General features: G+C 37.8%; 16 protein-coding genes and 1 pseudogene. 9 read left to right on the forward strand and 8 right to left on the reverse strand.

Annotated elements, in window-relative coordinates; all coding sequences use genetic code 11:
- Positions 1-84: 84 nt before the first annotated feature.
- Positions 85-2,865 (forward strand): M16 family metallopeptidase, encoded by a 2,781-nt coding sequence (locus DQN24_RS06625; RefSeq protein WP_111695573.1) that lies wholly within the window; start codon positions 85-87, stop codon positions 2,863-2,865.
- A 123-nt stretch (positions 2,866-2,988) separates the two neighbouring features.
- Here the strand turns inward: DQN24_RS06625 and thrS are convergent, their stop codons facing one another.
- On the reverse strand, positions 2,989-4,920 hold the full coding sequence (thrS, locus tag DQN24_RS06630) for a threonine--tRNA ligase (RefSeq protein ID WP_111695574.1): 1,932 nt from the start codon (positions 4,918-4,920) through the stop codon (positions 2,989-2,991).
- Between the two features lie 284 nt (positions 4,921-5,204).
- Here thrS and DQN24_RS06635 point away from each other — a divergent pair, with 284 nt between their 5' ends.
- Positions 5,205-5,789 carry an FMN-dependent NADH-azoreductase gene (locus DQN24_RS06635; RefSeq protein WP_005653992.1) on the forward strand — a complete coding sequence of 195 codons (585 nt, stop codon included), beginning with the start codon at positions 5,205-5,207 and terminating at the stop codon, positions 5,787-5,789.
- A gap of 65 nt (positions 5,790-5,854) precedes the next feature.
- Here the strand turns inward: DQN24_RS06635 and topA are convergent, their stop codons facing one another.
- Positions 5,855-8,461, reverse strand: a complete 2,607-nt coding sequence (gene topA / locus DQN24_RS06640; protein WP_111695575.1) for a type I DNA topoisomerase — start codon at positions 8,459-8,461, stop codon at positions 5,855-5,857.
- A 95-nt stretch (positions 8,462-8,556) separates the two neighbouring features.
- Between topA and DQN24_RS06645 the strand changes: the two genes are divergently transcribed.
- Entirely contained in the window at positions 8,557-9,474 is a 918-nt protein-coding gene (locus DQN24_RS06645) for a LysR family transcriptional regulator (RefSeq protein WP_111695576.1), read from the forward strand.
- Between the two features lie 63 nt (positions 9,475-9,537).
- Here the strand turns inward: DQN24_RS06645 and pntB are convergent, their stop codons facing one another.
- Together pntB and pntA are read right to left on the reverse strand one after the other, a co-directional pair.
- Entirely contained in the window at positions 9,538-10,962 is a 1,425-nt protein-coding gene (gene pntB / locus DQN24_RS06650) for a Re/Si-specific NAD(P)(+) transhydrogenase subunit beta (protein WP_005637794.1), read from the reverse strand.
- A 10-nt stretch (positions 10,963-10,972) separates the two neighbouring features.
- Positions 10,973-12,511, reverse strand: a complete 1,539-nt coding sequence (pntA, locus tag DQN24_RS06655; RefSeq protein WP_021035178.1) for a Re/Si-specific NAD(P)(+) transhydrogenase subunit alpha — start codon at positions 12,509-12,511, stop codon at positions 10,973-10,975.
- Between the two features lie 775 nt (positions 12,512-13,286).
- Between pntA and uspE the strand changes: the two genes are divergently transcribed.
- Positions 13,287-14,216, forward strand: coding sequence for a universal stress protein UspE (gene uspE, locus DQN24_RS06660; RefSeq protein WP_005656626.1), 930 nt, complete (start codon positions 13,287-13,289; stop codon positions 14,214-14,216).
- A 199-nt stretch (positions 14,217-14,415) separates the two neighbouring features.
- The gene (locus tag DQN24_RS06665) at positions 14,416-15,252 is read left to right on the forward strand and encodes a DUF4198 domain-containing protein (protein ID WP_020910070.1); all 837 of its coding nucleotides are present in this window, start codon (positions 14,416-14,418) and stop codon (positions 15,250-15,252) included.
- Positions 15,253-15,335: 83 nt separating this feature from the next.
- On the opposite strand, the gene purN is transcribed toward DQN24_RS06665, so the two are convergent.
- Complete coding sequence (gene purN / locus DQN24_RS06670; protein WP_075985270.1) at positions 15,336-15,974, reverse strand: phosphoribosylglycinamide formyltransferase; 639 nt, start codon at positions 15,972-15,974, stop codon at positions 15,336-15,338.
- Positions 15,975-16,028: 54 nt separating this feature from the next.
- On the reverse strand, positions 16,029-17,063 hold the full coding sequence (gene purM, locus DQN24_RS06675; RefSeq protein ID WP_111695577.1) for a phosphoribosylformylglycinamidine cyclo-ligase: 1,035 nt from the start codon (positions 17,061-17,063) through the stop codon (positions 16,029-16,031).
- A gap of 179 nt (positions 17,064-17,242) precedes the next feature.
- Between purM and DQN24_RS06680 the strand changes: the two genes are divergently transcribed.
- From DQN24_RS06680 to trpA, 3 genes are read left to right on the forward strand one after another with little or no spacing between them, the layout of a single operon-like run.
- A complete protein-coding gene (locus DQN24_RS06680) occupies positions 17,243-18,001 on the forward strand; it encodes an SDR family oxidoreductase (RefSeq protein WP_111695578.1) in 759 nt (252 codons plus the stop codon).
- Between the two features lie 18 nt (positions 18,002-18,019).
- On the forward strand, positions 18,020-19,213 hold the full coding sequence (gene trpB, locus DQN24_RS06685) for a tryptophan synthase subunit beta (RefSeq protein WP_111691673.1): 1,194 nt from the start codon (positions 18,020-18,022) through the stop codon (positions 19,211-19,213).
- Positions 19,213-20,019: a tryptophan synthase subunit alpha gene (gene trpA, locus DQN24_RS06690; protein WP_111695579.1), complete on the forward strand. Its 807-nt coding sequence runs from the start codon at positions 19,213-19,215 to the stop codon at positions 20,017-20,019. The genes trpB and trpA overlap by 1 nt, the downstream gene beginning before the upstream one ends.
- A 46-nt stretch (positions 20,020-20,065) precedes the next feature.
- On the opposite strand, the pseudogene DQN24_RS06695 reads toward trpA, so the two are convergent.
- Positions 20,066-20,421, reverse strand: a pseudogene (locus DQN24_RS06695) (DsrE/DsrF/TusD sulfur relay family protein).
- A 19-nt stretch (positions 20,422-20,440) separates the two neighbouring features.
- A complete protein-coding gene (locus tag DQN24_RS06700) occupies positions 20,441-21,394 on the reverse strand; it encodes an oxidoreductase (protein WP_021035171.1) in 954 nt (317 codons plus the stop codon).
- Positions 21,395-21,452: 58 nt separating this feature from the next.
- Here DQN24_RS06700 and ybaK point away from each other — a divergent pair, with 58 nt between their 5' ends.
- Positions 21,453-21,929: a Cys-tRNA(Pro) deacylase gene (gene ybaK, locus DQN24_RS06705; protein WP_021035170.1), complete on the forward strand. Its 477-nt coding sequence runs from the start codon at positions 21,453-21,455 to the stop codon at positions 21,927-21,929.
- Positions 21,930-21,937: the final 8 nt, after the last annotated feature.

Genomic DNA, 21,937 nt, shown 5'->3' on the forward strand with positions numbered 1-21,937 from the left:
CTTGTGGGCTTTTGAAATGTCCACCAGCCCTACTCTACGCTCGTTTTACTTAGCGTAGAGTTTTCTTTTTTCTAGGTAAAAATAATGAAAAAAACAACCGCACTTTTTTTGCTTATCTTTTCACTAATTGCTTGTCAATCATTGGAACTATCGCCCAATAGTGATTTACCTTTTGATCCAAATATTCAGCACGGTAAACTATCAAATGGTTTGCAATACTTTGTATTAAAAAATACTGAACCCAAAGAACGCGTTTATATTCGATTAGTAATTAATGCAGGCTCAATGCACGAAGATGATGATCAAAAAGGCATTGCCCATTTAGTTGAACATATGGCATTTAATGGCTCAAAGAAATATCCAGAAAATCAAATTATTAATGCGTTAGAAAAACTTGGAATGAAATTTGCACGAGATATTAATGCTTTCACCGATTTTGAAAATACAGTCTATACTTTAAATTTAGATAGCAACAATCAGCAAAAATTAGAATTGGCTTTTGATGTCATCAATGAATGGATGAATAATATTACTTTTTTACCTAAGGATGTAGATGGCGAACGTGGTGTAGTACAAGAAGAATGGCGGAGACGTTTAAGCCCAATGCTACGTATTGGCAATAAGAAAAGTGCTATTGAAATGGCAGGATCTCGTTATGTATTACGTGATCCTATTGGAGATATGGATATTATTAAAACAATTTCAGCTAAACGCGTCGCTGATTTTTATCACAAATGGTATCGACCAGATAATATGTCAGTAATTATTGTAGGTGATATTGATACAAAACAAGTAGTAAAACTATTAAAACAAAGCCTATCCCAAGAAAACCCAATAACTAAAACAACATTGGAAAAAATTGATTTTAATATTCCTCTTATCAACAAATGGCGATTAGATTCTATTTCTGAACAAGGCACAACAATTCCGAGTATTGAATTAAGTTTTTTTGAAAATACAATTGAAACCAATACATTAGCGAGTTATAAACAAGAATTAATTCAGCAAATTACCACTCGATTACTTAACTTACGTTTACAGCAATGGGAAAAGGAAACAGAAAATGGTGTAGATTCTGCGAATTTTTATCGTACTCATTTAGGTAAAGAAACACTACAAAGCATTTTTTCTCTCCAGCTTATAGATACACAATATTCAAAAACGATAGATAAATTATTTGCCTTTATTGCCAGTATAAAACAACAAGGTTTTACTCAAAATGAATTAAACGGCGAGATTAAACGCTTAACTCAACTCAATGAAAAACAATTAAATATTCGTTCTGGTAGTTTAAAAATTGCCGATGATCTCATTACTTCTGTGGCAAATAAGCAAGTGGTATTGAGCGTAAATGATCGTTATGAACTCAATAAACGTTTTTTATCTCAAATTACATTAGCTGATTTACAACGCACGTTAAATCAAACCTTAGCATTAAAAGCAAAATTACTATTAATCACTCAACCTTTGCCACAAAAAGCCTTGCCTTTTGATGTAGTAGAAATAGAAACTCGTTGGAACAATGCAATGGAAATGCAACAACATCAATGGGATGAAAAAAAACAACTCGAAAAATTACCGCACTTAACATTTAACACAGGCTCACTTTCCCAAGAAAAATATTGGGATCGTGGCGATATTTATGAATTTCGTTTAAGTAATGGAAGTAAATTGATCTATCACTATAGTGACAAAACTCCAAATCAAGTACATTTTCGTGCTGTTACTCAAGGTGGTTTACGCTCTATCCCAGATAAGGACTATCACTTATTGCGTACTGCCGTTAATGTAGTTGATGAAACAGGTGTTGGAGAACTTTCTCTTTCTGCAGTTAATCAAATTTTTTCGCGTGATCCATTGGTAATTGCAACTGTGATTGATGATGATAAACAAGGTTTTACTGGTGTATCTAAACCTAAAGATTTGGAAAATTTACTGACATTGTTCCGCTTAAAATTACGCTCATCCCCTATATCCGATCTTGCTTTAGAAAAATATCGACGTGAAACCCGTGATTATTTCAAACAAATTGATTTAGAAACACAATTTATGCAAGCCGTTTCAAAACTACGCTTTCCAAATATTGAAACTGTCTATACTCAAAAACAAGCACAGCAATTAGCATTTGATAAAAACCAATTAAGTAACGCTTATCAACATTATATTTTAAATAAAACAGATTTTACCTATTTTATTATTGGCGATATTGAACTTAATCAAGTAAAGAAATTGGCAGAACGTTATTTAGCTTCTATTAAATCAAAAACTCAGATCCGCCATTTTGTCCCAACTATTATTCATACACCAACTCAATCATTTATTATGAATGGTTTGAAAGAACCGAGAGCTGATGTAGAAATATACCTTACCGCAGATAATACTTGGCGAGCGGAACAAAAATACTTATTCAATATTCTTTCGGATATTGTGCAAGAAAAATTACGCTTAATTCTACGTGAAAAAGTTTCTGGTATTTATTCTGTAAATAGTTGGTTTATGCAAGATGTTCATGCACCACAAATTGAGGGAAAAATTGAATTTAGTTGCGACCCTAAGCGCGTAGAGGAACTTACGCATCTTACAAATCAGGTACTAGATGATATTGTAAAAAATGGCATTGATGAAAATTTATTACGTAAAAAACTAGCAGAACAACATACTCAGATTCGACGTGAATTTGATTCTTTAGTTTCAATTGCTTCAATTATTGAAGAAAGTTACTGGCAACAAGGTAATCCAGATGCCATTTATACCTATCAAAATTTAGATCAGTTAGCGACAAAAGCCACAATAGATGCGTTGGCGCAAAAAGCCCTAAAAAAATCAGGCAAATTTGTCAGCATATTAAAAGCAACTTCTTATTAGAAAATAAATGAAATCTCAATAGATCTGAAACAGATAAAAAATAACGGTGATCGCTTAAACGATCACCGTTAAATTGAACTCACTGTTTAAACAGTAAATTATATTGGTTATTTTCGAGAAGTATTACTCTTCATTCAATAACTTTAATTCACGGCTTCTTACTTGATTTTTCAAGATTTCCGCAAATTCTTCCACTGTAAATGTACCTAAATCAGCACCTTTACGGGTACGTACAGCGATTTTACCTTCTGCGATTTCTTTATCACCGCAAACAAGCATATAAGGCACACGGCGTAAAGTATGTTCACGAATTTTGAAACCTACTTTTTCGTTACGTAAATCAGTTTTCACGCGTAAACCTACATCAGAAAGCTGTTTCGCGACTTTCTGTACATAGTCAGCTTGGCTATCAGTGATATTCATAACTACCGCTTGGGTTGGTGCTAACCATGCGGGGAAGAAACCTGCATATTCTTCAGTAATGATACCAATGAAACGCTCAATTGAGCCTAAAATCGCACGATGAATCATTACAGGGGTTTTACGGCTATTGTCTTCTGCTACATAAGTTGCATCTAAACGACCTGGTAATGCAAAGTCTAATTGTACGGTACCACATTGCCATTCACGACCTAAACAATCGCGTAGTGCAAACTCAATCTTTGGACCATAGAATGCACCTTCACCTTCTTGGATTTCATATTCCAAGCCGTTATGTGCTAATGCAGCTGCAAGACCTGCTTCCGCACGATCCCACATTTCATCTGAACCGATACGATTTTCAGGGCGAGTAGAAAGTTTTACTGCGATATTAGTGAAACCAAAGGTGCTATAAATGTCGTACACCATTTTAATACAGCTGGTTACTTCGCTCTCAATTTGATCTTCAGTACAGAAAATGTGTGCATCATCTTGAGTAAAGCCACGAACACGCATTAAACCGTGTAAAGAACCTGATGGTTCATTACGATGACAAGAACCAAATTCCGCCATACGGATTGGTAAATCACGGTAAGATTTCAAGCCTTGATTGAAAATCTGAACGTGTCCTGGACAGTTCATAGGTTTAATGGCATATTCACGGTTTTCAGATTGAGTAGTAAACATTAAATCTGCGTAATTTTGCCAGTGACCTGTTTTTTCCCACAACACGCGATCCATCATAAATGGGCCTTTTACTTCTTGATAATCGTATTGTTTTAATTTAGTACGCACGAACGTTTCAAGCTCACGGAAAATTGTCCAGCCATCATTGTGCCAGAATACCATACCTGGCGCTTCTTCTTGCATATGATATAAATCTAATGCTTTACCAATTTTACGATGATCACGTTTTGCCGCTTCTTCTAAGCGTGTTAAATATTCAGCAAGTTGTTTTTTATCCGCCCAAGCCGTACCATAGATACGTTGTAACATTTTGTTTTTACTGTCGCCACGCCAGTACGCACCAGCGACTTTTTGTAATTTGAAATGCTGACAGAAACGCATATTTGGCACGTGTGGCCCACGGCACATATCAATATATTCTAAGTGATGATATAACGCAGGCGTTGCAGTACGTTCAATGTTTTCATCTAAAATTGCCATTTTGTATGGCTCGCCGCGTTTTTCAAAAGTATCACGCGCTTCTTGCCAAGTAACACGTTTTTTCACGACGTCATAATTGGTTTTTGCCAATTCCAACATACGTTTTTCGATTGCATCAATATCTTCTTGGGTTAAAGAGCGATCTAAATCTACATCATAATAGAATCCATTTTCAATGGTTGGGCCAATTGCCATTTTTACATCTGGGAATAATTGTTTAATAGCATGTCCGAGCAAATGAGCGCAAGAATGGCGGATAATCTCTAAACCATCTTCATCTTTTGCAGTAATAATTTCTAACGTTGCATCTTGGTCGATAACATCGCATGCATCGCGACGTTCTCCGTTTACACGACCTGCGATAGTGGCTTTAGCAAGACCCGCACCAATATCTTGTGCGACTTCAAGAACAGAAACAGGATTATCGAATTGACGTTGGGAACCGTCAGGTAAAGTAATAATTGGCATTGTTTTTTCCTTATACAGTGGTCACCCATACGAAAGGTGACGTGTTCGTTTAAAATTCTATAAAAATTAACCGCACTTTTGCCCTACTTGGCTTCATTCCTACCATTGAACGAGCGAAATTAGGCAAAAAATGCGTGGCGAATTCTATCACTTTCTTAAGGTATTGTTAAATAAATGCCCATATTTTACAAAAAGGAAATAATGTTTTTCTGACGAAAGGCTTTATATCCTAAAAATAAAGGCTAGAATAACCGCACTTTTAAATACACTGTTAAGGAATAAAAATGAGCAACGTATTAGTATTAAAATCTAGCATTTCAGGAAATAACTCTCAGACTAATCAATTAGTTGATTATGCTGTCGAAAAATTACAAGGTAATAACATTATCGTACGCGATTTATCTCAACAACCGCTTCCATATTTTGATACCGCAGCTGCAATTGCTGTGCGTGGGGAACCAAAAACAATAGAAGAAAAACAACTTTTGGCGTTGTCTGATGAATTAATCGAGGAATTAAAAAACGCACAGACATTAATAATTGGTGCGCCAATGTATAATTTAAACATTCCAACACAATTAAAAAGCTATTTTGATTTTATCGCACGTCCGAGCGTTACTTTCCAATATACAGCAAAGGGTCCTGAAGGTTTGTTGAAAGGCAAAAAAGTCATTGTGTTATGTGCATTTGGTGGGTTGTATGATGAAGAAAATTTAGTAACACAATATATGAAATCAATTTTAGGTTTTATCGGTATCACAGATGTGCAATTTGTTTATGCACAAGGCATTGGATTGGGTGCTGAAGCCATTGAAAAAGCACAATCATCTGCGAAAAATAAAATTAATGAACTTATCACAAGCCTTTAATCTTCAGATAATCTAAAAAATTTATTACAAACAAAAAAGTGCGGTAATTTACCGCACTTTTCTTGTTATTTTTTTCGTTCAACCCATTTTCCGTTGGTGAAATCAACAATCCATTTAGTCGCTTTTCCCTCTTTTTCAGAAGTCACATATTGCTTTTTCTCTTTACGACTAAAACGAACAATCGCTTCGTTCCCTTCAGGATCTTTTTGTGGTGCATCTGCTAAATAAGCTAATTTTTCAGGTAAACGCTCGCGATATTGCACAAGTTCTGAGATTTTAACTGGGCGTGTTTCGCGGGATTTCGGGAAGTTATGGGCTGACATAAACACGCCACTTGCACCATCACGCAATACAAAGTACGCATCAGATTTTTCACATTTTAGCTCAGGGAAATGTACTGGCTCTTCTTTCGGTGGTGCAACTTCGCCATTTTTCAAAATTTTGCGCGTGTTATCGCAATTTGTACATCCCATATACTTGCCAAAACGACCAAGTTTTAAGTGCATATCCGCACCGCATTTATCACACTCAACAACAGGGCCATCATAACCTTTAATTTTGAATGAGCCTTCTTCAATCAAATATCCATCACAATTTGGATTATTACCACAAATATGGATTTTACGATGGGCATCGATTACATAGCTGTCCATTGCCGTTCCACATTTTGTACAACGTTTACGATCCATTAATGCTTTGGTTTCTGAAGATTCATCTAAAACGTTCAATAATTCTGCTTCGGGAATTAAATTAATCGTTGTTTTGCACCGTTCTTTTGGCGATAACGCATACCCCGTGCATCCTAAAAACACCCCTGTACTTGCCGTGCGAATTGCCATTTTTCTGTCACAAGTTGGGCATTTAATATCTGTTTCCACAAGGCTATTCGGGCGCATACCGCCTTCAAGTTCATCTAATTCAGCTTTAGAAAGTTGGCTAGAAAAATCCTTGAAGAATTGATTTAATTCAGTTTTCCAATTTACTGAACCAGAGGCAATTTTATCTAAGGTATCTTCCATATTCGCGGTGAAATCGTAATTCATTAATTCACCAAAAGACTCATTGAGGCGATCAGTTACAATTTCGCCCATCTTTTCTGCATAGAAACGACGATTTTCAGTACGAACATAACCACGTTCTTGAATAGTAGAAATAATTGCTGCATAAGTGGAAGGTCTGCCAATACCACGTTTTTCCAATTCTTTTACTAAAGCCGCTTCAGTAAAACGAGCAGGTGGTTTAGTAAAGTGTTGTGTTGGTTGCACTTCTTTTAAAGCAAGTTTTTCTGAAACAGCAACTACAGGCAATTCTTGATCTTCAGGATTTTTACCTATTTGTGGCAATACTTTTGTCCAACCATCAAAACGTAAAATTCTGCCTTTTGCTTTTAAGGTATAATCGCCTGCTGAAACAGTCAATGTACTACTATCATATTGTGCTGGTGGCATTTGACAGGCTAAGAATTGACGCCAAATTAAATCATAAAGACGTACTGCATCTTTTTCCATCCCCTCTAAAGATTCAGGCAATGCTCGAATATCTGATGGACGAATAGCCTCATGCGCCTCTTGCGCATTTTCTTTACTTGAATAGAAATTTGGTTTTTCTGGTAAATATTGCGCCCCAAAATGATTTTCAATGTAGCTACGCGCCATATTCAGCGCATCTTGACTTAAATTGGTTGAGTCTGTACGCATATAAGTAATGTAGCCTGCTTCATATAAACGTTGGGCTAACATCATTGTTTTCTTAACGCCAAATCCTAAACGAGTACTTGCCGTTTGTTGAAGTGTTGATGTAATAAATGGCGCACGAGGGCGAGAACTTGTTGGCTTAGTGTCTAAATTTGTGACAACGTAATCAGAAACATTAAGAAAATCTACCGCACTTTGTGCCTCTTTTTGATTCTTTGGATCAAATTTCTTGCCTTTATAATCCGTGACATCCAAACGTATGGCTTGTTTATTTTGATTATTTGTCAGGACGGCAACTTCCCAATATTCTTCAGGCTGGAACGCTTTAATTTCACGCTCGCGTTCGACTAATAATTTAACCGCAACTGATTGAACTCGACCAGCAGAAAGCCCGCGAGCTACTTTTTTCCAAAGTAATGGCGACACCATAAAGCCCACCACTCTATCTAAAAAACGACGAGTTTGTTGAGCATTAACACGATCCATATTTAATTGTTCAGGCTTTTCAAAAGCCTGTTTAATGGCATTTTTAGTGATTTCGTTAAACACCACGCGACTAAAACGATCATCGTTACCACCAATCACTTCACGTAAATGCCACGCAATCGCTTCCCCTTCTCTATCCAAGTCGGTTGCGAGATAAATGTGATCTGCTTTTTTAGCAAGCGACTTTAACTCGGAAACCACTTTTTCTTTACCAGGCAAAATCTGATAATTTGCTTTCCAATCGTGATAAGGATCAATCCCCATACGTTTAACTAAGGCGTTACGTTCCTTTTCTGCCTTAATTTTTGCCTTTTCTTCGGCATCCATACCTTTGGTTGAAATTGGTTTAGCTTTTTCACCTGTACTAGAACCAACTGTCGGCAAATCACGAATATGTCCAACGCTCGATTTCACGACATATTGGCTACCTAAATACTTATTAATAGTTTTTGCTTTTGCTGGCGACTCCACAATCACCAAGGATTTACTCATTTGATTACCTAATATTACTAGAATTTTGTAAAATTGGCGGTATAGTGCAAAGTTATGTTGGCAAAATCAAGCATTTTTTCAAAAAAGGTCTATAAATGGATAAACTCAACGCGATTTCTATTTTCTGCAAAGTCATTGAAACCCAAAGTTTTACTTTGGCAGCAAAGCAACAAAATATTTCTGTGGCGATGGCAAGCAAATTAGTTTCACAATTAGAAGAACATTTAAAAACACGATTGTTACAACGTACCACCAGAAAAATTATGCCTACCGAAGCAGGAATGATGTATTACCAACGCTGTCAAGGCATTTTGCTTGATTTAGATGAAGCAGATTCCAGCATTACTCAGCTTACCAGTTCATTACAAGGAAATTTACTGATTTCCGTTCCTCATGATTTTGGTTTACTTTTTATTGCACCAAATTTACCCACTTTTATGGCTAAGCATCCTCATTTGCATATTGAAGTTGAATTTAATGATAAGAAAATCGATTTATTATCCGAAGGCTATGATCTTGCTCTTCGTATTGGTTATATGGAAGATAGCTCGTTGGTTTCACGTAAAATAGGAACTACTACTGTTCATTTTGCAGCGTCGCCTAATTATCTTGAAACGAATGGTATTCCACAAACGCCTGATGATTTAGAACATCACAATGGCTTACTTTATAAAAATGCAATGAATCAGGTAAATTGGGTTGGTTCACGTATAAATCAAACCCAACGTTTCAAAATCCAATCCAAAGTGGTAAGCAATAGCGGTTTTGCCTTATTAAATATGGCAAAAGCGGGACTAGGTATTGCTAATTTACCAAAATTTATTTTAGGTAGAGCCTTTGAAAAAGGCGAGCTTATTGAAATATTGCCAGAATATAAACAACAAAAATTAGAAATTCATGTGGTCTATCCAAACAGAAGACATTTACCAATAAAAGTACGGGCATTTATTGAATTTTTATCTGGATTGGGCTTGTGTTCAGAAATTTTGGAAAATCATGAAGATAATATTTAAATGCTATAAATAAAAATACCGCACTTAAGCAACCCAAAGTGCGGTTATTTTTATGCGTGTTTTTTATAATGCTTTTAAGATATCTTCAACGCGATCTTTTGCATCACCAAAGAGCATTTGCGTATTCTCTTTGAAGAATAATGGGTTTTGTACGCCAGCGTAACCCACTGCCATTGAACGTTTGAACACAATCACATTTTGTGCTTTCCATACTTCTAACACAGGCATTCCCGCGATTGGGCTATTTGGATCTTCCATCGCCGCTGGGTTTACCGTATCGTTCGCACCGATAACCAATACCACATCGGTATCAGCGAAATCATCATTGATTTCATCCATTTCAAGTACAACATCGTAAGGTACTTTCGCTTCAGCTAAAAGCACGTTCATGTGGCCCGGTAAACGTCCTGCAACAGGGTGAATACCAAAACGAACGTTCACACCACGTTCACGCAATTTTGCCGTAATATCAGCGACTGGATATTGTGCTTGTGCAACAGCCATACCATATCCCGGCGTGATAATCACAGAACTTGCATTTTTCAACAATTCAGCCACTTCTTCCGCTGTAGTTTCACGGTGTTCGCCTTGTTCTTCGCTTGAAGAAACTTGAACATCGTTACCAAAACCACCTGCAATTACACTCACAAATGAACGGTTCATCGCTTTACACATAATGTAAGAAAGAATTGCACCAGAAGAACCAACAAGCGCACCTGTAACGATGAGCAAATCATTATTCAACATAAAACCTGCCGCAGCTGCTGCCCAACCTGAATAAGAGTTAAGCATTGATACCACAACTGGCATATCTGCCCCACCGATTGATGCCACTAAGTGCCATCCAAATGCAAGCGCAATCGCTGTCATTAATAACACAGGGAAAATGCTTTCTGGATTATTCAAGAATGCAACCATCAATAATGCAGATACCACAAGTGCGGCTAAATTTAATTTATGGCGATGCGGTAACATTAATGCTTTTGAATTAATTTTTCCGCTCAATTTACCAAATGCGACAACAGAACCAGTGAAAGTTACTGCACCGATAAAAATACCTAAAAATACTTCGACATTATGAATATTCGTTAATACCGCTTGTTCAGCTACAAATGCGGCTTGTGCTGCTGCATCTAATCCTTCAGGCATTAATGCCTCATGGTGTAAACCATAGCTATTAAAGCCTACGAGTACAGCCGCTAAACCGACGAAACTGTGAAGAATCGCCACAAGTTCTGGCATTTCAGTCATTTCTACTTTTAATGCACGTTGAACACCGATTGCTCCACCAATGATCATTGCAATAATGATCCAAAATGTTCCTTCAGAATGAGGTCCAAAAATGGTTGCGATAAGGGCAATTGTCATACCAACAATACCGAACCAACAACCCGCTTTAGCAGTTTCATGTTTAGAAAGTCCTGCCAAGCTCATAATGAAAAGTAATGCTGCTAAAATATATGCAGCCTGTACTAAACCTTCAGACATTGTGCGCTCCTTAACCTTTTCTAAACATTGCTAACATACGTTGTGTGACACGGAAACCACCAAAAATATTGATGCTTGCCACCAAAATCGCCACAAAAGCTAACGCATCGATAAATAGATTGCCTGTTGGCTGACGAATTTGTAATAACGCACCTACAATAATAATGCCTGAAATTGCATTTGTTACTGCCATTAATGGTGTGTGAAGTGCATGGCTAACATTCCAAACCACGTAATAACCCACCACGCAAGCTAAAACAAATACAGTGAAATGTGATAAAAATGCCGCTGGTGCAACAGAAGCTAACCAAAGGAATAACACACCAACACCTGCCATCACACCGTATTTCACACGAGGATCTGTTGGTTTAGATTCTTTTTTCTCTGCCACTGGTGTAGCTTTGGTCTCTTGTTTTGGTTGTACAGACACTTGAATTTGTGCTGGTGGAATTTCTTCCCCATCACGAACAACGGTCACACCACGAAGAACCACATCTTCAAAATCAATATTGATATTGCCATCTTTCTCTTTGCACAAAAGTTTTAATAAATTGACTAAGTTTGTGCCATAAAGTTGAGAAGATTGCGTTGGTAAACGGCTTGGGAAATCTGTATAACCAATCACTTTCACTTGGTTTTCAGTTGTAACAACTTTCCCTGCTTGCGTATATTCACAGTTACCACCAGTTGCAGCGGCTAAATCCACAATTACCGAACCTGGTTTCATTGAATCCACCATTTCTTTGGTAATCAAACGAGGTGCTGGTTTACCTGGAATGGCTGCCGTAGTAATAATAATATCGACTTCTTTAGCTTGTTCTGCGTAAAGCTCCATCGCACGACGGTTAAATTCTTCCGACATCACTTTCGCATAACCATCACCACTGCCGCCTTCTTCTTTGAAATCAATTTCTAAGAAGCTCGCACCCATACTCTGAACTTGCTCTTTCACTTCAGGACGAGAGTCAAAAGCACGAACAATCGCCCCAAGGCTATTTGCCGCACCAATTGCCGCCAAACCAGCTACACCAGCACCAATTACCAACACTTTTGCTGGTGGAACTTTACCAGCAGCAGTAATTTGTCCAGTAAAGAAACTACCAAATTCATGCGCAGCTTCAATGACAGCACGATAACCAGAAATATTCGCCATAGAAGAAAGTGCATCCAATGCTTGCGCACGAGAAATACGAGGCACTGCATCCATGGCTAACACATTAATTTTCTTCGCTGTGAGTTTTTCCATTAACTCAGGATTTTGCATACGCCAAATAAAGCTCACAAGCGTTGCGCCTTCCTTCATTTGAGCGATTTCTTCATCTGTCGGTGCATTTACTTTGAAGATAATATCCGATTGCCAAATTTCAGCCGACGAACCGATCTTCGCGCCTGCCTCTAAAAATGCTTGATCTTCAAAACTAGCTTTAAAACCTGCATCGTGTTCCACGATCACGTCAAAGCCCAATTTCAATATTTGTTGAACCGTTTTCGGCGTTGCCGCCACACGGTTCTCATTCTCAAGCAGCTCTCTAGGTACACCAATTAACATACTGTTTCCCTCTGATTGATGATTGGGTTGATGAGATTAATGAACAAACTTTCGTCTATTCATCGTTAAAATGACAAAAAGTCAAACAGATACAACTGTATCATTGATTGAATGAAAATAGGTAACGTTTTTAAGTGGTTTTACAAGATATTGTGATAGGGATCACGAAAAATCTCTATTTATAATTTTCTATAAAAAATCAAAAAATAATAGATCTATATATCCTAAGTAATAATATTAGACACTGTAGTGGATTAACATCAATACCAAGCCACAAAAAAGAAAATGACACATTATAAATAAAAAATGCTTGAAAAATCTTATTAAATTTTTGTTGCTAAAGTTAGCTCAAGAACTACTGCAGATTTGCTTAATATTCAACCTAATACATACAGCAATTCTGTTTTATCCAAATTAGCTTTTTATTGAGTGCTATTTAGTACTTGAAGCTCACGGACTTGACAGCATTAAGATTGATGAAAATTACCTAAAGGAAAAAAGACATATAAACAACATAGGAAATTTTTAGAATTAAGATAAAGCTTGTACTCTCAAAAATATAATGGAATTGATCTAAAATACTTTTCTTTATTCTTAAAGGATATGGATTTAAGCTTAATTTGGGTATATGGAAGGGCAATTAAAAATACTGAAAAATGATGCAAGATTTAGAACCAATCTACTATAGTCCAAAAATAAATTTATCCAAATTAATCTTGTACCTTGCCATTCTTGCTATTCTTTTTTATCCTATGCTCCAATTTTGGAGGCTATTATGAAATTTAAAAATATTCTCGTTGTACTTAATCCCAGTAATGAAAAACAGTACGCCCTAGCTCGTGCAGTGCGTTTAGTTGAAGAACAAAAAAATGAAACTAAGGTAAAAATCACCGCACTTTTATCAGTCTATGATTTATCTTATGAAATGTCAGCTTTACTTTCTTCTGAAGAACGTTCAGAAATGCATCAACAAGTAATAGAAAAACACCGTCACGCTGTTCAATATTACTTAGATAAATATGCAAATCCAGAAATTGAATTACAATCTCATATTGTGTGGAATAGCAATGAAGCTGATGCAATTAACGAAGAAGTAGAAAATAATAATTACGATCTAGTCGTAAAATATACCAAAGACGAAGAAAAACTTACGTCTCTAATCTTTACTCCCATTGATTGGCAACTTCTTCGTAAATGCCCTATTCCTGTCTTAATGGTTCGTGATGGCGATTGGAAACATCAACGCCGTATTCTTGTGGCTGTTAATGTATCTGGAGAACAAGAATATCAAGATGAATTTAATCAAGAGCTGGTAGAAACTGGTATTTCACTCGCGGAAAATCTAAATCGTGGTAATGTCCATTTGGTGGCAGCCTACCCTTCCGCGCCAATTAATATGGCGATTGATTTGCCTGAATTTAATACTTCAGGTTATGAAAACGGTATTCGAGGTCAGCATCTCATTAATATGAAAGCGTTACGTCAGAAGTTTGGGATTGATGAAGATCATACTCACGTACGCGAAGGTTTCCCAGAGGAAGTTATTCCTGAAGTGGCGAAAGAAATTGAAGCTGAATTAGTGATTTTAGGCACAGTGGGACGCACAGGTTTATCTGCCGCATTATTAGGCAATACTGCAGAACATGTAATTAGTAAATTAAGTTGTAATTTATTAGGCATTAAACCATCGAAAAAAGACGATTAAAACATTTTCCTCAATTTATAAGACGCCCTAAATATTTTGTATTTAGGGCATTTTTATACTATTTCTTATGGTATTTTTCATTTTGTGATCTCGATCACAAATCTTAAAATTTTATTTAAATAGCTATTTAAATGATAGCTATTTTCATTTAGTATTTTGCACTCATTTTTTAACTCCCCCATTCTTATTAAGGAAATATATGAAAAAAACATTAATTGCAAGTTTATTGGTTTTAGCTGGTGCAGCGCAAGCTCATGAAGTTTGGGTTCAAGCACCTGCAAAATTGGCATCTGGTTCTGTATTAAAAGCAGAATTAGCTTATGGGGATTACCCTTATGTAGAAAAAATTCCTGAAGCACGCTTAAAAATTTTTGCACCAATGGAAATTATTCATCAAAATGGAGAAAAACAAACCTTAATCCAAAAAGGCGAAAACTATCAATATCAATCAGAGAAAGCATTGTCTGATGGTTCTTATTGGATAACAGCCACTTATAAACCAACTTTTTGGTCACAAAATGCTGAAGGTTGGAAAATGGATAATTTGAAAGGATTAGAAAACCCAACTTATTGCGAACAAACTCAAATGTTTGGCAAAAGTCTCGTTACCGTTGGTAAAAAACCATTAAATGCAGAAATGGCAATGACAAGAGTTGGTTTACCGCTAGAAATTGTTCCTTTGCGTGATCCAAGCAAAGCGAAATCAGGCGAACCGTTCCCTGTTCAAATTTTCTACCAAGATCAACCATTAGCAGGCGAAACTGTCATCGCAACCGCTGATACTATTATCGTGAAAGATCTTGAAGCAAGTACAGGTCATCGTGAACCACAAGGTTTTTCAGGTAAAACAGATAGTCAAGGACGTGTGAATATCATTCCATTAATTGATGGTATTTGGAAAATTAAAGTTATTCATAAAACACCATTTGCAGATCAACAAACTTGTCAGCAATCTGCAAGCTATAGCACATTAATTTTACCGGTTGGTAAAGGATTGGCTAAACTCCCACCAAAACCAGAACACCATCATCATTAACCTTGAAAGTGCGGTGGAATTTCACCGCACTTTTGCATCCTAATTAAATAAAAAATACAGAAATAGTCTGCCTAAATCCTAAGTTATTCATCTGCATATCCAGATTTTGGCAAGGGTTTCCCATCTAAATATGCCAAATTATCTTTAAGTCTTAACCGCCCTTCGGTAAACCATTTAATCACAAGCGGATAAATTTGATATTCTTGCTCACGGGTTCTAGCTTCCACTTCTTCTATGCTATCTTCGGGGAAGATTGGCACTTTTGCTTGTAAGACAATCGCACCACCATCTACTTCTTCATTGACAAAATGAACGGTTGTGCCGTGTTCATTGTCGCCTGCTTCAATCGCACGTTGGTAGGTGTTTAAGCCTGCGTATTTAGGAAGAAGAGAAGGATGGATATTTAAAATTTTCCCTGCAAAACGTTGAGTAAATTTTGGGGTAAGAATTTTCATATAACCAGCAAGAACGATCAAATCTACTGCTAGGCTTTGCAAATAATCGCCAATGGCATCGTCCATTTCGAAGTTATTGGCAAAATTTTTGCGAAGAAAGACTGCTTGCGGAATCTGTGCTTGTTTGGCTCGAACTAATCCGTAAGCATCAGCTTTGTTACTTACCACACAAGTAATTTTGGCGGGAATATCGCCTGAATGGCAGGCATCAATAATAGTTTGTAAATTCGTTCCTTGACCAGAAATAAGGACGGCAATTTTTTTCATTTTCTTCCTTATAGAAATCAGCCCAAAAGGGCTGAATTGAAATTTAAGATTTTACTATTGAATCTCAACCTGTGCTTCGCCTTCGCCAAGATGTTCAATTTTGCCGATAACCCACGCTTTTTCGCCCGCTTGTTCAAGCAATGCGATAGCGGTTTCAACCTCTTTTTCTGGTAATGCAATTACCATACCTACGCCACAGTTAAAAGTGCGGTACATTTCATAACGACTAATATTGCCTTTTTCTTGTAACCAGTTGAAGATCGCAGACCATTGCCAGCTTGATTCATCAATCACTGCTTTGGTGTTGTCAGGCAATACACGCGGGATATTTTCCCAGAAACCGCCACCTGTTAAGTGAGCAATGGCGTGAACTTCGGTCTGCTTGATCAGCTGTAAAATCGATTTTACATAGATTTTGGTTGGTGCTAAAAGGTGTTCGCTAAGCGGTTTGCCTTCTAATAAATCCGCTGGATTTGCACCGCTCACTTCAAGCACTTTGCGAATAAGTGAATAGCCGTTTGAGTGAGCACCACTTGAGCCGAGTGCGATAAGCGTGTCGCCTGTTTTCACTGCTGTGCCGTCAATAATCTCTGATTTTTCTACTACACCGACGCAGAAACCCGCTAAGTCGTAGTCTCCTTCGTGGTACATTCCAGGCATTTCAGCGGTTTCGCCACCGACTAACGCACAGCCAGACATTTCGCAACCGTCTGCAATACCTTTGATCACGCTTGCTGCCACATCAACGTCTAATTTTCCTGTTGCATAGTAATCTAAGAAGAAAAGCGGTTCTGCCCCTTGCACGATTAAATCGTTTACACACATTGCTACTAAATCTTGACCAATGGTATCGTGTTTTTTCAAGTCAATCGCCAGGCGTAATTTTGTGCCCACGCCATCTGTACCAGAAACTAAAATTGGCTCTTTATATTTAGTTGGTAAAGCACATAATGCACCGAAACCACCCAATCCGCCCAAGACTTCAGAGCGGCGAGTGCGTTTTACATCGCCTTTGATACGTTCGACTAATTCATTCCCAGCGTGAATATCGACGCCAGCATCTTTGTAGCTAAGTTGTGTGTTGCTCACGATTAACCTCAATCAGTAGAAATAAAAATTAGGCAGATTATATCATTAAGCAAACGTTTGCGGTATTGTTAAATTAATTCATTTAATGGCATTTTTAAAATTAAAATGAAATTGCTTGCAATCAAAATTTATTTGTACTACTTTAATAGTACAAATAAACTCAAGATCTAGGAGAAAAAATGAAAACCACAACCGCATTAGTCACAGGAGCAACCGCAGGCTTTGGCTTGGCAATCTGTAAAAAATTGATCGAAGCAGGCTATAAAGTGATTGGCACGGGCAGACGTGCAGATCGGTTAGCAGAAATTCATTCACAATTAGGCAATAATTTTCTACCGCTTGCCTTTGATATTCGCGATGAACAAGCCACAATTAACGCTCTAAGCACCCTTCCTGAAGGTTGGCAAGAGGTCGATTTATTAGTGAATAATGCAGGTTTAGCCTTGGGATTAGAGCCAGCACATAAAGCGGATTTACAAGATTGGTATCAGATGATCGATACCAACATCAAAGGATTGGTTACTATCACTCGCCTTGTGTTGCCAAATATGGTGGCCCGTAATCACGGGCAGATTATCAATTTGAGTTCAATTGCAGGTACTTATCCTTATGCAGGCAGTAATGTATATGGTGGAACTAAAGCTTTTGTCACACAATTTAGCTTAAATTTACGAGCTGATCTGGCAGGCACAAAAATTCGAGTAAGCAATGTTGAACCCGGTTTATGTGGTGGTACGGAGTTCTCTAATGTGCGTTTTCATGGCGATGATGAAAGAGCGGCAAAAGTGTATGAAAACGTGCAATCGGTTCAGCCTGAAGATATTGCGAACATTGTATTATGGCTTCATCAACAACCTGAACACGTGAACATTAATCGCATTGAAGTAATGCCAACCGCTCAATCTTTTGCGGGAATGAGCGTTGCAAAAGATAACTAAAAAATAATAGGAAAAAATATGTCAGACACACTTCTAAATCCTTATTTTGGCGAATTTGGCGGAATGTATGTACCCGAAATTTTAGTTCCTGTTTTAAAACAATTAGAACAAGCTTTTGTAGAAGCACAAAATGATCCTACATTCCAAGCAGAATTTGCTGATTTACTCAAAAATTATGCAGGCAGACCGACCGCACTTACCCTTTGTCGTAACTTAACCAAAGGTACAAAAACTAAACTTTATCTTAAACGTGAAGATTTATTACATGGGGGTGCCCATAAAACTAACCAAGTATTAGGGCAAATTTTGCTTGCTAAACGTATGGGCAAAACGCGTATTATTGCCGAAACTGGTGCAGGTCAGCACGGTGTTGCGACCGCCCTAGCTTGTGCCATGTTAGATATGCCGTGCCGTGTTTATATGGGCGCAAAAGATGTTGAACGCCAATCGCCAAATGTGTTCCGTATGCGTTTGATGGGTGCGGAAGTGATTCCTGTACAAAAAGGCTCTTGCTCTTTAAAAGACGCCTGTTGTGAAGCGATGCGAGACTGGTCAGCAAACTATGAGAACACCCATTATTTACTTGGAACGGCGGCAGGCCCTCACCCCTTTCCGACGATTGTGAGAGAATTTCAAAAAATGATTGGGATTGAGACGAAACGTCAAATTCTCGAACGAGAAGGTCGTTTACCTGATGCAGTGATTGCTGCCGTCGGTGGCGGCTCGAATGCAATTGGTATGTTTGCGGATTTCATTGAAGAAACCGCTGTGAAACTCATCGGCGTAGAACCTGCGGGTAAAGGTATTGACACGGGCGAACACGGTGCACCGCTCAAACACGGCACAACAGGTATCTATTTCGGAATGAAATCGCCAATTATGCAAGATAAAGATGGACAAATTGAAGAATCTTATTCTATTTCTGCAGGATTAGACTTCCCTTCCGTCGGGCCACAACATGCTTATTTAAATGCGATTGGTCGTGCTGATTATGTATCGATTACCGATGAAGAAGCCCTCAACGCATTCCAAGAATTAGCAAAACACGAAGGTATTATTCCTGCATTAGAAAGCTCACACGCCTTGGCTTATGCCTTGAAATTGATTAAACAAAATCCTGAAAAAGAACAACTTTTAGTGGTTAATCTTTCAGGACGAGGCGATAAAGATATTTTTACCGTTGATAAAATTTTAAATGGAGGCACAAACTAATGAGCCGTTTTGAAACGCAATTTGCGACACTTAACGTAAAAAATGAAGGTGCTTTCGTGCCGTTCGTTACCCTTTGCGACCCTACTTTCGACCGCTCTTTTGAGATCATTTGCACACTTGTCGATAACGGTGCGGATGCTTTAGAGCTCGGCTTTCCTTTTTCCGATCCGCTACTTGATGGCCCAGTTATTCAAGCAGCGAATAATCGAGCTTTAACTGCGGGCCATAGCAGTGAAGATAGCTTTAAGTTATTAGAAAAAGTGCGATCAAAATATCCAGAGATTCCGATTAGCTTATTACTTTGTGCCAATTTAATTTTTGCCAAAGGACTAAATGCTTTTTATCAACGTTGCGCAGAAGTGGGAGTTGATGCTGTGCTTGTAGCAGATATTCCGTTACTGGCAAAAGAAGATTATGTACAAGCGGCTAAAAAACACGGCATTCAACCCGTCTTTATTTGCCCACCAAATGCGGACGAGAAAACGATCCAAGGTGTAGCGGAAAATAGCGAAGGCTATACTTATTTAGTTTCTCGTGCAGGCGTAACCAGTGCTGAAAATCAAGCTCACGCAGCAAATTTGGACACCCTTGTAGAACAACTTAAAGCCCACAATGCCCCACCAATTTTACAAGGCTTCGGCATTGCACAGCCTGAACAAGTGAAAGAAGCCTTAGCTTTGGGGGCAGCTGGTGCAATTTCAGGTTCGGCAACAGTAAAAATTATTGAGCGAAATTTAGATAATCACGAGCAATGTTTAGTTGAATTAGCTGAATTTGTTCAAGCAATGAAAGCAGCAACAAAATAAGCAAAAAAGAACCCGCACTTGTGGCGGGTTTCTTTTATCGAGAAAATTAAAAATTTAATACTTTGTCGGCTTCCATCGTCCAGTCTGCCAACTCTGCTAACGTGCCGATTTCCACACCGTCCGCCAACGGCAGTTCAGTGATACCACGAGCATTTGTACAGGTTTTACAAAGTTTAATTGTCGCCCTTTGCGCTGTTAAAATTTCCAACATTTGTTGTAAATGATACCCTTCTGCTGGATTTTGTTTTGCTAAACCGCCAGTTACCGCATCAGACATTAAAAATACTTTTAAATTAACCGCACTTTTATGTTGCTCTTGCAACTGTAACGCCAAACGTAATGCACTAAAAAATGTTCGTCACCATAAGGGGATGAATGGATAATAAATAGAATATTTTGCATACTATTCTCCTTAATTTCATTAATAACCTTGCTGATAAATTCCTTCCAATAATTTCACTGAAAGCAAGGCGAGATTAAAGCGTTGTTCATCTGCCACAGACCAAAATTCTACGCCATTTTCTACCGCACTTATTTGACTTAAATGAAGTTTTACTGATTCTTCGCTATTTTCTTGTTCTCCATTAAGCACAGGCGTAATTAAGGTTTCTTCTAAAGCGATAAGCTCGCTATTTTGAGGCTGATAGTCGAAATCATAATCTGAAAGTGCGGTGACTTTTTGTGCCAATCCATAAAATACAGGCACTTGGATTGCGTGGAATGTAGCACGCTCTAATTGCGGAAAAATTCGTTGTAATTGATTAGATAAACTAGGTGTTTGATGTGGATAAACATCAAACGCTAAGCGCGTTTCTTCTTCGTCCAATGGAATGCCATTTAATAAACGGGCTGTTTGTCCCGCAAGTTTAGTCACGGTTTCCGCATCTGTATAAGAAGCCGGCAATAAAGAGGTGGCAAACACTTGATTAAGATTCGTTTCTTGTAAAATCGGTGCAAGGGTTAAAGCAAGTTGGCTTACTTGTGGGTCAGGCAAACTAACAATGTTACGTTGTCTCAGTTCAAATAATTGTGATTCATTTACCGTTGGGACAACAACTGGCACATCTGAAAGCGCACTACAAACACCTAACATATCAATGAGAATACAGCCCTGCTCTGCTGCTTGCGCAATATGGGAAACTTGCTCAAGTTTTCCTGCAAAAAAGACATAATTAAAATCAGCCCATTCAACTTCATTTGGGGAAAGTTGTTCAACGCCTTTATTGCGAAAACGAATATTTTGTTCTTCTTCAAAAGGTGTTATTTCAACAATAGAAACGCTGCTAATTTCAAGCGCACTTTGTTCTAAACGCTCTACAATTTTTTCACTTAATTCAAATTCTGCTGCTATCGCAATATTTAAGGTTGCGTCCATTTTTCTCTCCGCTGTAAAATAATCGGCATTATTTTACACCAAAACCAAGAACGAAATAATGACACCTGCAATTGATTTACTTAAAAAACAAAAAATTCCTTTTACCTTGCACACTTATGATCATGATCCGAACAATCAACATTTTGGTGATGAGGCGGCCGAAAAATTAGGCATTGATCCTAACCGCTCTTTTAAAACGTTACTTGTGGCGGAAAATGGCGATCAGAAAAAACTTGCTTGTTTTGTGCTTGCAACGGCCAATATGCTGAATTTAAAGAAAGCGGCAAAATCTATCGGTGTGAAAAAAGTAGAAATGGCAGATAAAGATGCAGCACAAAAAAGTACAGGTTATCTTGTAGGGGGAATTAGCCCGCTGGGTCAAAAGAAACGCGTGAAAACTGTGATAAATTTAACCGCACTTGAGTTTGAAACGATTTATGTTTCAGGCGGAAAACGGGGGCTAAGTGTAGAAATTTCACCACAAGATTTAGCAAAAGTATTAGGTGCAGAATTTACTGATATCGTTGATGAATAAGTGGTTAA

It is taken from the genome of Haemophilus influenzae, from assembly GCF_900475755.1.
Taxonomy (GTDB): domain Bacteria; phylum Pseudomonadota; class Gammaproteobacteria; order Enterobacterales; family Pasteurellaceae; genus Haemophilus; species Haemophilus influenzae_D.

What these genes read in the sequence shown, in the direction of transcription:
- pntB (WP_005637794.1), bottom strand. Translation starts at nt 10,962, where the DNA reads ATGTCTGAAGGTTTAGTACAGGCTGCATATATTTTAGCAGCATTACTT.
- DQN24_RS06700 (WP_021035171.1), bottom strand. Translation starts at nt 21,394, where the DNA reads ATGGACGCAACCTTAAATATTGCGATAGCAGCAGAATTTGAATTAAGT.
- DQN24_RS06645 (WP_111695576.1), top strand. Translation starts at nt 8,557, where the DNA reads ATGGATAAACTCAACGCGATTTCTATTTTCTGCAAAGTCATTGAAACC.
- uspE (WP_005656626.1), top strand. Translation starts at nt 13,287, where the DNA reads ATGAAATTTAAAAATATTCTCGTTGTACTTAATCCCAGTAATGAAAAA.
- trpB (WP_111691673.1), top strand. Translation starts at nt 18,020, where the DNA reads ATGTCAGACACACTTCTAAATCCTTATTTTGGCGAATTTGGCGGAATG.
- thrS (WP_111695574.1), bottom strand. Translation starts at nt 4,920, where the DNA reads ATGCCAATTATTACTTTACCTGACGGTTCCCAACGTCAATTCGATAAT.
- DQN24_RS06635 (WP_005653992.1), top strand. Translation starts at nt 5,205, where the DNA reads ATGAGCAACGTATTAGTATTAAAATCTAGCATTTCAGGAAATAACTCT.
- ybaK (WP_021035170.1), top strand. Translation starts at nt 21,453, where the DNA reads ATGACACCTGCAATTGATTTACTTAAAAAACAAAAAATTCCTTTTACC.
- DQN24_RS06680 (WP_111695578.1), top strand. Translation starts at nt 17,243, where the DNA reads ATGAAAACCACAACCGCATTAGTCACAGGAGCAACCGCAGGCTTTGGC.
- topA (WP_111695575.1), bottom strand. Translation starts at nt 8,461, where the DNA reads ATGAGTAAATCCTTGGTGATTGTGGAGTCGCCAGCAAAAGCAAAAACT.
- trpA (WP_111695579.1), top strand. Translation starts at nt 19,213, where the DNA reads ATGAGCCGTTTTGAAACGCAATTTGCGACACTTAACGTAAAAAATGAA.
- DQN24_RS06625 (WP_111695573.1), top strand. Translation starts at nt 85, where the DNA reads ATGAAAAAAACAACCGCACTTTTTTTGCTTATCTTTTCACTAATTGCT.
- DQN24_RS06665 (WP_020910070.1), top strand. Translation starts at nt 14,416, where the DNA reads ATGAAAAAAACATTAATTGCAAGTTTATTGGTTTTAGCTGGTGCAGCG.
- pntA (WP_021035178.1), bottom strand. Translation starts at nt 12,511, where the DNA reads ATGTTAATTGGTGTACCTAGAGAGCTGCTTGAGAATGAGAACCGTGTG.
- purN (WP_075985270.1), bottom strand. Translation starts at nt 15,974, where the DNA reads ATGAAAAAAATTGCCGTCCTTATTTCTGGTCAAGGAACGAATTTACAA.